The following is a 13,740-nucleotide window of genomic DNA, read 5'->3' on the forward strand; positions in this document are numbered from 1 at the left end:
CGGGCGTGCTTAGAGCTGCTCGATACCGACGATGTGCCAGGGGGCATTGTCCTTGGCCAGGTTGCGCTCGAGGTGCCACACCTCCTTGATGTCCTCCTCGACCTGCTCCTGACGGTCCATGTAGCGACCGCTGAAGCGCACGCTGACCTGGGCCCAGTCGCTGCCGTAGTCGGCACGCACCAGCTGGGTGTCCACATACATCACTTCGGTATGCTGCTCGCCGGTCAGTTCGGCGCGCTCGGCCTGGAGGTGCTGGAACAGCTCCGGGCTCACGTACTCGCGTACCTTCTCCAGATCGTTCTTGTTCCAGGCCTCTTGCAGGGTGCGATAGTGATCGCGGGCACCGGACAGGAAACCGTTCATGTCAAAGCCTGGCGGCAGGCGGAAGGGGACGTCGCTGTCGGCAAAGCCGGTCGCCTGCGGGGCGCCGTTGCTCTGCTCGAACTGCTGCGGCGCCGACGGTGGCTGATAGCCCGCATAGGCCGCCTGTGGTGGGGTCGCAGCCGCCTTGTTCTTGCGCAGGGCGCGGATCAGGAACACGGCACCGAGCGCCAGCAGGGCGATCAGCAGGAAGTCCATGCCCTGCAGGCCTTCGAAGGCGCCGCTGCCCAGCAGGTAAGCGAACAGGCCACCGGCCAGCAGGCCGCCCAGCAGGCCACCCATCATGCCGCTCTTCTTGGGCGCCGCAGCCAGGGTCGGGTTCTTGCCATTCACGGGAGCTGCAGTCGGAGCCGGTTGGGCCGGTGCCGTCTTGTAGCTCTTGCCAAAGGATTTGCCGCCACCAAATTTCTTGGCCTCGGCTATGGGTGCCCCAAGGCCAATGGCCAGGATCACGGCAAACAGGGTCAGCATCTTTTTCATTTTGACTCTTTCACTCTCATGTAGGTGGGGGCATGCTCTGCTTGTGCAAGCTCAGCGAGGCGCATGGCAGGCTGCCGGTCCCTTTTTGTGTTGCAGCTTGCGGGTATGATTAACATGTCTGGCATGAATTATTCATGAACAGATTGCCCCTCCCGGGGGCGCCAAGGAGGATGCCCATGAGAAACAGACGACCGAGTCGTTCGGTGCGCAGGCTGCGCAACAAGCTCAAATCCAAGGCGAAGGATCAGACTCTGGTCTGGCCCTTCCTCGTGCTGTGAGGGGCAAGGAGGTCCCCAGGACCCGATGAGCCGGCCACCCGGAAGCAGGCAGGCCAACGGATGAGGTGAATAGCGCGCATTAGCGCTCGCGATGGCGGGGTTTCTTTTGTAAAATTCCCGTCCCCTTCCCGCTGCGGTTTTTATGTGTATGGCAGAGCAAGTGACGGCGAAAAAAGACGCCAAGACACAACAGCTGAAAGTTCCCCCCCACTCTTTTGAGGCCGAGCAGTCCGTACTGGGCGGCCTGATGCTGGATAACGAGGCCTGGGATCGGGTGGCCGAGCGGGTGATCGACAAGGATTTCTACAGCCGTCCCCACCGCCTGATCTTCCAGGCCATGACCCGCCTCACCAACGCGGGCAACCCCATCGATCTCATCACACTGCAGGAGGAGCTGGAGCGCTCCGAGCAGCTGGAAGAGTCCGGTGGCTTCGCCTATCTGGTGGAGATCGCCAAGAACACCCCGAGCGCCGCCAACATCAATGCCTACGCCGAGATAGTGCGTGAGCGGGCCGTGGTGCGGGAGATGATCTCGGTCGCCAACGAGATAGTCGAAGCGGGTTACGAGCCCCAGGGCCGCACCTCAGGCGATCTGCTGGATCTTGCCGAGAGCAAGGTGTTCCAGATTGCCGAGCAGCGCTCCAGCGCCAACGAGGGCCCGCAGCCCCTGAAGCTCATTCTGGAGCAGACGGTCGACAAGATTGAGGAGCTGTTCAAGACCCCTCACAACGGGGTGACCGGGGTTTCCAGCGGTTACGGCGATCTCGACAAGATGACCGCCGGTCTGCAGCGTTCGGATCTGATTATCGTGGCGGCCCGTCCCTCCATGGGCAAGACCACCTTCGCCATGAACCTGTGCGAGCACGCAGCCCTCACCGCCGACAAGCCGGTGCTCATCTTCTCTCTGGAGATGCCTTCCGAGCAGATCATCATGCGTATGCTCGCGTCTGTGGGGCGCATCGACCAGACCAAGGTGCGGACCGGCCAGCTCGACGACGAAGATTGGGCGCGCCTCTCCTCCACCATGGGGCTGCTGCTCGAGAAGGGCAAGATGTACATAGATGACGCCTCCGGCCTGACCCCGACCGACGTGCGCTCCCGTGCCCGGCGCATCGCCCGCGAGCATGGCGGTCTCTCCATGATCATGATCGACTACCTGCAGCTGATGCGGGTGCCGGCGCTGTCTGACAACAGAACCCTGGAGATCGGTGAAATCTCCCGCTCCCTCAAGGCCTTGGCGAAAGAGCTGCAATGCCCTGTGGTGGCGCTCTCCCAGCTGAACCGAAGCCTGGAGCAGCGGGCCGACAAGCGCCCGGTCAACTCGGACCTTCGTGAATCAGGTTCCATCGAGCAGGACGCGGATTTGATCATGTTCATCTACCGCGACGAGGTGTATCACGACGACAGTCCCGACAAGGGGATTGCCGAGATCATCATCGGCAAGCAGCGTAACGGCCCCATAGGCCGGGTGCGCCTCACCTTCCAGGGCCAGTTCTCCCGGTTCGACAACTATGCCGGTCCGGCGTTTGATGATGACTACTAAGCCGGGGTCGAGATCGCCCCGGATACCAGACACAGTTTTCCCGGTTCGACAATTCTGCCGGTCCGGCCTTAGACGATGACTATCAAGGGATGACACCACTCGGTGCCTGGCGCAGGTGCGCCATCATGCCCTCGTAAGGGAAAACAGATGAAAGCGGCTATTGCCCAAATCGATACCTCGGCCCTGCGCCACAACCTCGCCGTGGTCAAGCGCCACGCGCCTTCCTGCAAGATCATCGCCGTGGTCAAGGCCAACGCCTATGGCCATGGCCTGCTGCCAGTGGCCCGCACCCTGGTGGATGCGGATGCCTACGCGGTGGCCCGCATCGAGGAGGCGCTGATGCTGCGCTCCTGCGCCGTGGTCAAACCCATAGTGCTGCTGGAAGGCTTCTTCTCGAGCGCAGACTTGCCCGTGCTTGCGGCCAACAACCTGCAGACCGCGGTGCACACCTGGGAGCAGCTGGAAGCGCTGGAGCAGGCCGAGCTGCCGGCACCCGTGGTGGCCTGGCTCAAGCTCGACACCGGCATGCACCGGCTCGGGGTGCGGGCCGAGGAGATGCCCGCCTTTATCGAGCGGCTGGCCCGCTGCAAGAACGTGGTGCAGCCGTTCAACATCATGACCCACTTCAGCCGCTCCGATGAGCTCGAGCAGCCCACTACCCGCGAGCAGATCGATCTCTTCAGCCGCCTGACCGCGCCGCTCAAGGGCGAGCGCGCCATGGCGAACTCGGCGGGTATCCTGGCCTGGCCGGACTCCCACTGCGACTGGGTGCGCCCCGGCGTCATCCTCTACGGCGTCTCCCCCTTCCCGAACACTGTGGCGGCGGATTACGACCTTAAACCCGTGATGACTCTCAAGACCCAGCTCATCGCGGTGCGGGATCACAAGGCGGGCGAGCCGGTGGGCTATGGCGCCAACTGGGTGTCGACCCGGGATACCCGACTCGGCGTCATCGCCATCGGTTACGGCGATGGCTATCCCCGCATGGCACCCAACGGCACCTCTGTGCTGGTCAATGGCCGCATAGTCCCCCTGGTGGGCAGGGTCTCCATGGACATGACCACAGTGGATCTCGGCCCAGGCGCCACCGACAAGGCTGGCGAGGAGGCCGTGCTCTGGGGCGAAGGTTTGCCAGTGGAGCGGGTCGCCGAGGAGATAGGGACCATTCCCTATGAGCTGATCACCAAGCTGACGTCCAGAGTTTTTATGGAGTATGTGTAGGGGCTATGAGCCCCAGTCGCGCTATATCCAATTGCCAGCATGCACAAAAAGGCCGCCCCAGAAGGCGGCCTTTTTGTGCAGATTGAGTTGTCACCCGACACGTCGGACCCGGCTTAAACGGCTGGCTCGTAAGACAATCTGTTTTTCGCACTCTGCCGACATGCACGAGAAAGTGATCGGAGCCTTTAACGAGAAGTATCACTTCAACTGATTGGAGGCATTCCCCAGAAAGGGTTGTCTGCGGAAGGTAATCATTAAAAATGTCAATCTTGCCACTATTGATGGATTCAATGGAGCATGGCAATATCGAGTCTTCTATGTCATTGAGCCTAGGATTGGGTGATGGAATCGACAGGGAGTGTTAACAGCAATGTTGCTGCACGGCTTGCATATTATTTTTTGGTTGAGCCGAAATGCAGAGCCAGTTTATTGGTCTTTGTGTCGGTTATAAAATGAGCAAAGTTATTTTGCTCACAGTGACCAATGCCACCCTCACTCATTTCAAAGTGCGATCATACAACCGATTTGCGGAGATGTTTGCGCTTAACCCTATTTTGACCACGTTCGAGAAATTTGATCACTATGGGGCGCATAATAGGGGTTGCTATGGTGATTCTATTCATGGTCTCTGTCGGACATCTCTAGTTTCATGGTTTTCTGGTGCTGGCCCTAGTGTTATTTCAAACGAAAAATATAAATTACCGGTGACGAAGTTCTCGAATAAATACGCTGCGACCGTAACACTCGGTTGACCGTGTAGTGAGATTGATTGCGAAGATGCTCACCCAACGAAAAATGAGATAAATAACCATAAAGTAAAGATGCTGATCTGTATCGGGGATAGCAATGAATATTAAAAAAATTCTCTGGCGTTTGATTATGCCGCTCATTATTTTATTTGTCATCATCCTATCTTGCACTGCTCCAGGCACTGTGAGTTGGCAGGAAGAGGTCGTGCTGCACGATGGTAGCAAGATCATAGTAGATAGATCACAGAGTTATGGTGGTCGCCGTGAACTAGGGCAATCTCCTCCAATAAAGGAGCAAACGATCTCATTTACCATGCCTGGTACTAATGAATATATTTCATGGAAGAATGAGTATGGGGAGGATATCAAGAGATCAAATTTCACACCGCTTGCCCTTCACATATTAAATGGGGTTCCATATATTATATCAAAACCCGCATTATGTCTTTCTTACAATAAATGGGGCAGGCCCAATCCTCCTTATGTTATTTTTAAGTTCCATAACCCAGTATGGCAACGTATTCCGCTAGAAGAACTTCCCATTGAATTGGATAGCATAAATTTAGTGATAATCACCAAGTCTAATGAGAAAGTTCTACTGGATGAATCCCCAATCAATTCAGTGTTAATGAAAGAGTTAAATAGAGGTCTCAAACAACCTGAATTGAATAGCATTCTGAGAAAACCAGTTTATACAGGTTCTTGCCTGGTCATGATCCACGATGGAAAGGGGAATTGGAGTAGTGATGATTCATTTAAACGCCAACCAGATATTGACGCTTGTTTAAATTATTGTAAACGAGAAGGGTACGATGCTAAACATTGCCCTTGCGATCAGATTTTTGGAGAAAAATAACATGGATAATAACATAGAATATGCTCTGGTGGCGGGGCGTGCCGACCAAAATACTCGTAAAAGCGCTAATTTATTTCCTATTCCTCCAGAGTGGGTTGAACTGGAAATAACGTTAGGGGTAGTCGTTGTGAAGCCGTAGACCACCCCCTTTGGTGGGTAACTGTCAGCTGAATACCATCTCCGTACAGCATTTTTAATGCTCTCTTGCTCTGAAGAAGCTCAAGCCCCGCGTCTGCGGGGCTTGGGTCTCTGTCGGTGTGTGGTGCTTAGCCTATGGTCATCAGGCTGGCGTTGCCACCGGCGGCGGCGGTGTTGACCGAGAGGGCGTGCTCGATCAGCAGGCGTTCCAGGGGGATGTCGGTCTCGCCGCGGTGCAGGCCGTGTACGCCGACGATGGCGCCAGCACGGGCGGCGGCAAGCTTGGCCACTTCCCGCAGCTGATCCGAGTCACCGTGGTGCAGCAGGGCATCGAAGCCGATGTCGCTGTTGGCCCAGTCCGCCACCAGCTGGATACGCCCTTGTACCTCGCTGGGCAGGCTGGCCAGCAGGGTGCGGTTCTGGGCATTGTCCTGCCACAGCACTTGCGTCCCGACCGCCAGACAGGCTGCCAGCTGGGCAAGCAGATCCGCCCTGGCTTCTTGATCGTCGGCGGCCAGACAGAGCACCCGCTCCCGGGGCAGCAGGCTGTAGCTGTTGCGCTCGCCGGTGGGGCCGACCAGCAACTGGGTCAGGCCGCTCAGCGCCAGCTCGCCGTAGCGATCGCACAGGGCCACCAGTGCCGGGGCCTGCTTGCTCGCCCAGCCACGCAAGGCCAGCAGTGCCGGTTTGGCGGCCTCGGCTTGCGGGGTTGCCCCCTGCTCCTGGCGAAGCTGGCTGGTCACCGCCTCCTGCGGGCGCGCCCCGAGCAGACGGTACATGTAGAGCGGGCCGCCCGCCTTGGGACCTGTGCCGGAGAGGCCCTCGCCGCCGAACGGCTGCACCCCGACCACGGCGCCCACTATGTTGCGGTTGACGTAGAGGTTGCCGACTTTGGCGGTGTTGACCACCTGGGCTATGGTCTCGTCGATGCGGGTATGGACCCCCAGGGTCAGGCCGTAGCCGCTGTCGTTGATCTGCGCGAGCAGCTCGCCGAGCTTGGCGCGGGGGTAGCGCACCAGGTGCAGCACGGGGCCGAACACCTCTGGGCCCAGCTCATCCAGGCTGTCGAGTTCGATCAGGGTCGGCAGCACGAAGGTGCCGCGGTTGCAGGCACCCTCTTGGGTGCGGGCAATCTGGTGCACCCGGCGACCCTTGTCTCCCATGGCCTTGATGTGGCGCTCTATGTTGGCCTTGGCCTCGGCGTCGATGACAGGGCCTATGTCGGTGGAGAGGTGTTCGGGGCTGCCGACCTTGTACTCGGCCATGGCCCCCTTGAGCATGCGGATCACCCGCTCGGCCACATCGTCCTGCACGCACAGTACCCGCAGGGCGGAGCAGCGCTGGCCGGCGCTGTCGAATGCCGAGGAGATGACGTCCATCACCACCTGTTCGGTCAGGGCGGAGGAGTCGACGATCATGGCGTTCTGGCCGCCGGTCTCGGCGATGAGCGGTATGGTGCGGCCCTGGGCGTCGAGGCGACCGGCCAGGTTGCGGGAGATGATGCCCGCCACCTCGGTGGAACCGGTGAACATGACGCCACGGACCCGCTCGTCCGCGATAAGGGCTGTGCCCACGGTTTCACCGCGGCCCGGCAGCAGTTGCACCGCACCGGCGGGGACGCCGGCCTCACGCAGGATGCGCACCGCCTGGGCGGCGATGAGGGGGGTCTGCTCCGCCGGTTTCGCCAGCACAGTATTGCCGGCGGCGAGCGCCGCGCAGACCTGGCCGCTGAAGATGGCCAGCGGGAAGTTCCAGGGGCTGATGCAGACCACGGGGCCGAGCGGCCTGTGGCTCTCGTTGGCGAAGTGATCGCGTGCCTGGGCGGCGTAGTAGCGCAGGAAGTCCACCGCCTCGCGCACCTCGGCGATGGCGTTGGCGAAGGTCTTGCCGGATTCGCGCACCAGCAGGCCCATCAGGGGTTGCAGCTCGGACTCCATCAGATCGGCGGCGCGCTCCAGCACGGCGGCTCGTTCGGCCGGCGGAGTCGATTGCCAGATCTGGCCGCTGGAGAGAGCACAGGCCAGCGCGCTGTCCACCAGCTCTACCGTGGCTTCGCTCACCTGACCGACGACGTCGCGGTGATCCGCTGGGTTGACCACGTGCTGGAACTGGGTCGGTGCGTCGATGTCGCAGCCCAGCATGGGCACGGCCTGATAGGCGGTGTTGGTGCTGGCGAGCAGGGCGGCAGACAGCGACCCGAGTCTGTGCTCGTTCGCGAGATCCAGACCGGCGGAGTTCGGGCGGGCTTCGCCGTACAGCTCACGGGGCAGGGGAATGCGCGGGTGGGGCAGACCCAGGCTGCCTTCACGGGCGGCCATCTGCTCGATCTGCTGTACCGGATCCTGCACCAGATCCTGCAGGGAGATGCTGTTGTCCGCGATGCGGTTGACGAAGGAGGTGTTGGCCCCGTTCTCCAGCAGGCGGCGCACCAGGTAGGCGAGCAGGGTCTCGTGGCTGCCGACCGGCGCATAGATGCGGCAGGGGCGACCCAGCTTGCCGTCGGCGACCTTGCCGACCACCTGCTCGTAGAGCGGCTCACCCATGCCGTGCAGGCACTGGAACTCGTACTGGCCCGGGTAGTAGTTCTGCCCCGCCAGCTGATAGATGGCAGACAGGGAATGGGCGTTGTGGGTGGCGAACTGGGGATAGATGGACTCGGGCACCGCCAGCAGCTTGCGGGCGCAGGCGAGATAGGAGACATCGGTGTAGGGCTTGCGGGTATAGACGGGGTAACCCTCCAGGCCATCCTGCTGGGCGCGCTTGATCTCGCTGTCCCAGTAGGCGCCCTTCACCAGCCGGATCATCAGGCGGTGACGGCTGCGCTTGGCGAGATCGATGACGTAGTCGATCACATAGGGGCAGCGCTTCTGATAGGCCTGGATGACGAAGCCGATGCCGTTCCAGTCAGCCAGGGATGGGTCGAAGCAGAGCTTCTCCAGCAGGTCGAGGGAGATCTCCAGCCGATCGGCCTCCTCGGCGTCTATGTTGATGCCGATGTCATACTGCCTGGCGAGCTGGGTCAGGCCCAGCAGGGTGGGGTAGAGCTCTTCCATGACACGATCGTACTGGGCGCGGCTGTAGCGCGGGTGCAGGGCGGAGAGCTTGATGGAGATGCCCGGGCCCTCATAGATGCCGCGGCCGTGGGAGGCCTTGCCGATGGCGTGGATGGCCTGCTCGTAGGAGGCGAGATAGCGCTTGGCATCCTCCTCCGTGAGGGCCGCTTCCCCCAGCATGTCGTAGGAGTAGCGGAAGCCCCGGTTTTCCATGTTGCCCGCGTTCGCCAGCGCCTCGGCTATGGTCTCGCCGGTGACGAACTGCTCCCCCATCAGGCGCATCGCCATGTCCACACCCTTGCGGATCAGCGGCTCGCCGCCCTTGCCGATCAGCCCCTTGAGGGAGCTGTTGAGGCCAGCCTCGTTGTGGGTGGCCACCAGTTTGCCGGTGATGAGCAGGCCCCAGGAGGCGGCGTTGACGAACAGGGAGGCACTCTGGCCCAGATGCTGGCTCCAGTTACCACCGCTTATCTTGTCGCGGATCAGGGCATCGCGGGTCGCCTTGTCGGGGATGCGCAGCAGCGCCTCCGCCAGGCACATCAATGCCACCCCTTCCTGGGAGGAGAGGGAGAACTCCTGCAGCAGACCCTGCACCAGGCCCTGACGGCCGCTGGCGCTCTTCTGGTTGCGCAGCTTCTCGGCGATGCCGAGGGCCAGCTTCTGGGTGGCCTCGGCCTTCTCCTTGGGCAGGCGGGCCTGCTCCAGCAGCATGGGCACGGCCTCGGTCTCGGGGCGGCGATAGGCGGAGGTGATGGCGGCACGCAGCACGGACTGCGGCAAGATGCTCTCGGCAAACTCGAGGAAGACCTGGATCCCCTGCTCGGTGAGGGTCTCGATGGCCTCTTCCCCGGCGGCAGCGGCCAGACCGGACTGCTCGGGCGGGGTCAGGCCGCGCTCCAGCTGCTCCAGATAAGTGAAGATCGCCTGCTTGATCAGCCAGTGGGGGGTGCGATCCAGGGTCTGGGCGGCCTGCTTGAGACGGTCGCGGGTCGCTTCATCGAGTTTAACGCCGAGGGTGGTAGTGGCCATGGGACTTCCTGTGTCTAGAAGGTAACAATATTACCGGACGGTTAAATTTTGCCGAGAATGGCGCAACCAGGTGCAACCTTCAAGCAAGAAATTTTAATGTCCTGGCTACATTGTTGAATTTTCCTATGGCAAATGACTCGGTGGATTGAGCCTATGAATAGGACTCGATACAGGTTTTCACCGAAATATTAATGGGTTGTATACATGTTTTCGGGATGGGTAACGAGGTGCAACCCTCGGTGGGGTCGGGTTGCTCTTTTTTCATGAAATATCAGCCAGGTACTCATGGGGAAACGAGGGAAACCACCAATCAGGACTCACTGGTGTAGTGAACGACCTGGGTGGCGTTGGCTCTTCTATGCTGATAGCTGGCCTCGAAATCCGCTATCAATGACCAAGGAGCTCATCATGGCGCGTGTCAGTACCTATCTCAATTTTGCCCGGGAGACGGAGGCGGCCTTCCTCTTCTACCGCGAGGTGTTCGGCGGCGAGTTCAACGGCCCCCTCCACAGATTCAAGGAGTCCCCCGGCTGCCCGGGTCAGCCGCCCCTGTCACAGGAAGATGGCGAGCTGGTGATGCATGTGGAGCTGGCCATTCTCGGGGGCCACGTGCTGATGGGCACGGACGCCCCCGCCAGCATGGGATTCACCCTGGTGCAGGGCAACAACAGCTACCTCAACCTGGAGCCGGACAGCCGGGCCGAGACCGACCGGCTGTTTGCGGCCCTGGGGGAGGGTGGCCAGGTGGAGATGGCGCTGCAGGAGATGTTCTGGGGTGACTATTTCGGTTCTCTGGTGGACAAGTTCGGCACCCGCTGGATGTTCAACTGCCAGAGCAAGAGCTGAGACGGCTTTGCTAATGAAAAGGGCGCCATGGCGCCCTTTCTGTTTTTAACCGCCTCCATTTACCTGGTCCCACCATCTGGGCAGGCACCGGCATCTGACTCCCGGGGGCTGAGATGGCCTATGGCTGCCGTCCTACCATGTCGGCGGGCACCACCCAGGCATCGAACTGCTGGGCCGTGAGGTGGCCGGAGGCAATGGCGGCCTCCCGCAAAGTCAGCCCCTGGTGGTGGGCCAGTTTGGCGATCTCGGCGGCCTTGTCATAGCCGATGTGGGGGTTGAGCGCCGTCACCAGCATCAGGGAGCGGGCCAGCAGTTCGTCGATGCGCGCCCGGTTCGCAGTTATGCCGAGGGCGCAGTGATCGTGGAAGCTCTGCATGCCGTCCGCCAAGAGCCGCACGCTCTGCAAGAAATTGTGGGCAATCATGGGCCTGAACACGTTGAGCTCGAAGTTGCCGCTGGCGCCGCCGATGTTGATGGCCACGTCGTTGCCCATCACCTGGGCGCAGAGCATGGTGAGCGCCTCGCTCTGGGTCGGGTTGACCTTGCCCGGCATGATGGAGGAGCCGGGTTCGTTCTCCGGGATGCTGAGCTCCCCGAGCCCGCTGCGGGGGCCGCTCGCCAGCCAGCGCACGTCGTTGGCGATCTTCATGAGAGAAGCCGCGAGTGTCTTGAGGGCGCCATGGGCATGGACCTGGGCATCGCTTGCCGCCAGGGCCTCGAACTTGTTGGGGGCGCTCACCAGAGGCAGGCCGGTCTGCTCGGCCAGGGTTTTGGCCACCGCCTCGGCAAAGCCGGGCGGGCAGTTGAGACCGGTGCCGACCGCGGTGCCGCCGAGGGCCAGCTCACAGAGATGGGGCAGGGCGGCATTCAGGTGGCGCTCCCCCTGAGCGAGCTGGGTGACCCAGCCGGAGATCTCCTGACCCAGGGTGAGGGGGGTGGCGTCCTGCAGATGGGTGCGGCCAATCTTGATGATGTCGTCGAAGGCGGCGGCCTTGCTGGCCAGGGTCTGTTTGAGGGTGATGAGAGCCGGCAGCAGCTGGCCGGTGATGGCGGTGACGGCCGCCAGGTTCATGGCGCTGGGGAAGACATCGTTGCTGGACTGGCTCTTGTTCACCTCGTCGTTGGGATGCACCAGCCGCGCCTCTCCCCGTACGCCGCCAAGCAGCTCGCTGGCCCGGTTCGCCAGCACCTCGTTGAGGTTCATGTTGGTCTGGGTGCCTGAGCCGGTCTGCCACACCATCAGGGGAAACTCGGCGTCGTGCAGGCCGCACAGCACCTCGTCGGCGGCGGCCATGATGGCCTGGGCCTTGCGGGCGGGCAGCAGCCCCAGGGCGTGGTTCACCCTGGCGCAGGCGGACTTGATACGGGCGAGGGCATGGATGATCTCCATGGGCTGGCGCTCCCCCGAGATGTTGAAGTGGTGCAGGGAGCGCTGGGTCTGGGCGCCCCACAGTCTGTCCGCCGGGACGGCTATCTCCCCCAGACTGTCCCGCTCCATCCTGATATCCATGATGTTTCTCCTGCCGTTGAGGTGGTGGTCCCCAGCATGAACCCAAACGGCGGCCGGGGCCAGTTTGCATATATCTGCTCATGGCTTATAATAAGCAAAGCTTACTATATAGGTTGCATGCTATGAACAAACAACCCGACTCCCTCGGATTCCTGATCGGCGACGTACAGCGTCTGATGCGCCGTCAGTTCCAGCAGCAGCTGGAAGGCAGCTGTCTGACCCTGGCCCAGGCCCGCGCCCTGGTGCACATAGCGCGCCGCGAGGGGATCCGTCAGGTGGAGCTGGCCGACGGTCTGGATATCCAGCCCATCACCCTGGCCCGCCAGCTGGATCAGCTGGCCGAGAACGGCCTGGTGGAGCGGCGCAGCGATCCCGGCGACCGCCGGGCCTATCAGCTCTACCTGACCGAGGCCGCAACCCCCTATCTGGCGATGATCAAGCAGGCGTCCGATCTGGTGCACCAGCGCGCCATCGGCGAGCTGGGGGAGGAGGCGACGGATGCGCTCTGTCACTCCCTCAAGATACTGCGCGCCAACCTCTCTCATCCCTGATTTCTCACTTTGACGCAACACACAGCGGAGCGATTTTATGACCACTGACTCACCCTCCTCCCCCCGTCCCAAGATGAACCGGCGCCGTACCCGCCTGCTGCTGCTGGTGGTGGTACCGGCACTGGTCCTGGTCGGGGCGGGCGCCATTTACCTCCACGGCGGACGCTATGTGGAGACCGACAATGCCTATGTGAAGGCGGACAAGGTGCCTATCAGTACCGAGGTGCTGGGCCGGGTGGCCAAGGTGTTCGTCGCCGAGAACCAGCAGGTCAAGGCCGGTCAGCCATTGTTCGAGCTGGACCCCGAGTCCTTCCGGGTCGCCGTGACCAAGGCCGAGGCCGAACTCGCCAAGGTGCGCACCGATCTGGTGGCGCTGCAGACCAGTTATCGCGGTCAGCAGGCGGAGATAGACGTGGCCCGCACGCGCCATGCCTATGCCCTGAAGGAGGAGCGTCGCCAGGCGGATCTGGTGGCCAAGCACTTCACCTCCACCGCCAACTACGATGACGCCCGCCAGCTCACCATACAGACAGCCCAGCAGCAGGTAGCGCTGGAGGAGGGGCTCAAGAAGATAGAAGCCTCCCTGAACGGTGACGTGAACCTGCCGGTGGAGCAGCAGCCCGCCTATCAGGAAGCCGCCGCCGGTCTGGCCAAGGCCAAGCTGGATCTGGCCCGCACCACCATCTATGCCCCCGCCAACGGCATCGCCAGCCAGCTGCCCAAGCCCGGCCAGTACAGCCTGGTGGGCATGACCGCCATGATGCTGGTGGAGACCGACAACCCCTGGGTGGAGGCGAACTTCACCGAGACAGAGCTGACCCATGTGCAGCCGGGCCAGCAGGTCGACATCAGCGTGGACACCTACCCGGACGCCCGCTGGCACGGGGTGGTGGAGAGCCTGAGCCCGGCCACCGGCTCCGAGTTTTCGGTGATCCCGGCCCAGAACGCCACCGGCAACTGGGTCAAGATAGCCCAGCGCGTCGCGGTGCGGATCAAGCTGGAGGACGGGGCGGATCTGCCCACACTGCGCGCCGGCCTGAGCGCCACCGCCGAAATCGATACCGGCCACCAGCGCACTCTGCCCGGCTTGTCAGGTCGAGGTTGA

9 protein-coding genes and 1 pseudogene are annotated in these 13,740 nt (G+C 61.7%); 7 read left to right on the top strand and 3 right to left on the bottom strand.

Features of this window, described 5'->3' with window-relative positions; all coding sequences use genetic code 11:
• Positions 1 to 9: 9 nt before the first annotated feature.
• A complete protein-coding gene (locus Aeroheme_RS04400; protein ID WP_106885968.1) occupies positions 10 to 861 on the bottom strand; it encodes a Tim44 domain-containing protein in 852 nt (283 codons plus the stop codon).
• A gap of 426 nt (positions 862 to 1,287) precedes the next feature.
• Here Aeroheme_RS04400 and dnaB point away from each other — a divergent pair, with 426 nt between their 5' ends.
• The 4 genes and pseudogenes from dnaB (at position 1,288) to Aeroheme_RS04420 (ending at position 5,508) form a co-directional block, all read left to right on the top strand.
• Positions 1,288 to 2,682 carry a replicative DNA helicase gene (gene dnaB, locus Aeroheme_RS04405; protein WP_106885969.1) on the top strand — a complete coding sequence of 465 codons (1,395 nt, stop codon included), beginning with the start codon at positions 1,288 to 1,290 and terminating at the stop codon, positions 2,680 to 2,682.
• A 147-nt stretch (positions 2,683 to 2,829) separates the two neighbouring features.
• Positions 2,830 to 3,903 (top strand): alanine racemase, encoded by a 1,074-nt coding sequence (gene alr / locus Aeroheme_RS04410; protein ID WP_411166755.1) that lies wholly within the window; start codon positions 2,830 to 2,832, stop codon positions 3,901 to 3,903.
• Between the two features lie 97 nt (positions 3,904 to 4,000).
• Positions 4,001 to 4,114, top strand: a pseudogene (locus Aeroheme_RS04415) (IS1 family transposase); the annotation flags it as partial.
• Positions 4,115 to 4,749: 635 nt separating this feature from the next.
• Positions 4,750 to 5,508: a hypothetical protein gene (locus Aeroheme_RS04420; RefSeq protein ID WP_290030209.1), complete on the top strand. Its 759-nt coding sequence runs from the start codon at positions 4,750 to 4,752 to the stop codon at positions 5,506 to 5,508.
• Between the two features lie 266 nt (positions 5,509 to 5,774).
• On the opposite strand, the gene putA is transcribed toward Aeroheme_RS04420, so the two are convergent.
• A complete protein-coding gene (gene putA / locus Aeroheme_RS04425; protein WP_411166756.1) occupies positions 5,775 to 9,728 on the bottom strand; it encodes a trifunctional transcriptional regulator/proline dehydrogenase/L-glutamate gamma-semialdehyde dehydrogenase in 3,954 nt (1,317 codons plus the stop codon).
• A gap of 408 nt (positions 9,729 to 10,136) precedes the next feature.
• On the opposite strand from putA, the gene Aeroheme_RS04430 reads away from it, so the two are divergent.
• The gene (locus Aeroheme_RS04430; RefSeq protein WP_411166757.1) at positions 10,137 to 10,574 is read left to right on the top strand and encodes a VOC family protein; all 438 of its coding nucleotides are present in this window, start codon (positions 10,137 to 10,139) and stop codon (positions 10,572 to 10,574) included.
• Positions 10,575 to 10,692: 118 nt separating this feature from the next.
• Here the strand turns inward: Aeroheme_RS04430 and fumC are convergent, their stop codons facing one another.
• A complete protein-coding gene (gene fumC, locus Aeroheme_RS04435; RefSeq protein WP_411166758.1) occupies positions 10,693 to 12,084 on the bottom strand; it encodes a class II fumarate hydratase in 1,392 nt (463 codons plus the stop codon).
• Positions 12,085 to 12,206: 122 nt separating this feature from the next.
• On the opposite strand from fumC, the gene Aeroheme_RS04440 reads away from it, so the two are divergent.
• A complete protein-coding gene (locus Aeroheme_RS04440; RefSeq protein ID WP_106885974.1) occupies positions 12,207 to 12,635 on the top strand; it encodes a MarR family winged helix-turn-helix transcriptional regulator in 429 nt (142 codons plus the stop codon).
• A gap of 37 nt (positions 12,636 to 12,672) precedes the next feature.
• Positions 12,673 to 13,740 carry an HlyD family secretion protein gene (locus Aeroheme_RS04445; protein ID WP_139745949.1) on the top strand — a complete coding sequence of 356 codons (1,068 nt, stop codon included), beginning with the start codon at positions 12,673 to 12,675 and terminating at the stop codon, positions 13,738 to 13,740.

This window comes from Aeromonas sp. DSM 116730 (genome assembly GCF_046581335.1).
Taxonomy (GTDB): Bacteria; Pseudomonadota; Gammaproteobacteria; order Enterobacterales; family Aeromonadaceae; genus Aeromonas; species Aeromonas rivipollensis.

Bases quoted from the DNA above. Each gene is read 5' to 3' on its own strand.
- dnaB (WP_106885969.1), top strand. From the start codon at position 1,288: ATGGCAGAGCAAGTGACGGCGAAAAAAGACGCCAAGACACAACAGCTG.
- Aeroheme_RS04445 (WP_139745949.1), top strand. From the start codon at position 12,673: ATGACCACTGACTCACCCTCCTCCCCCCGTCCCAAGATGAACCGGCGC.
- Aeroheme_RS04420 (WP_290030209.1), top strand. From the start codon at position 4,750: ATGAATATTAAAAAAATTCTCTGGCGTTTGATTATGCCGCTCATTATT.
- putA (WP_411166756.1), bottom strand. From the start codon at position 9,728: ATGGCCACTACCACCCTCGGCGTTAAACTCGATGAAGCGACCCGCGAC.
- alr (WP_411166755.1), top strand. From the start codon at position 2,830: ATGAAAGCGGCTATTGCCCAAATCGATACCTCGGCCCTGCGCCACAAC.
- Aeroheme_RS04430 (WP_411166757.1), top strand. From the start codon at position 10,137: ATGGCGCGTGTCAGTACCTATCTCAATTTTGCCCGGGAGACGGAGGCG.
- Aeroheme_RS04400 (WP_106885968.1), bottom strand. From the start codon at position 861: ATGAAAAAGATGCTGACCCTGTTTGCCGTGATCCTGGCCATTGGCCTT.
- Aeroheme_RS04440 (WP_106885974.1), top strand. From the start codon at position 12,207: ATGAACAAACAACCCGACTCCCTCGGATTCCTGATCGGCGACGTACAG.
- fumC (WP_411166758.1), bottom strand. From the start codon at position 12,084: ATGGATATCAGGATGGAGCGGGACAGTCTGGGGGAGATAGCCGTCCCG.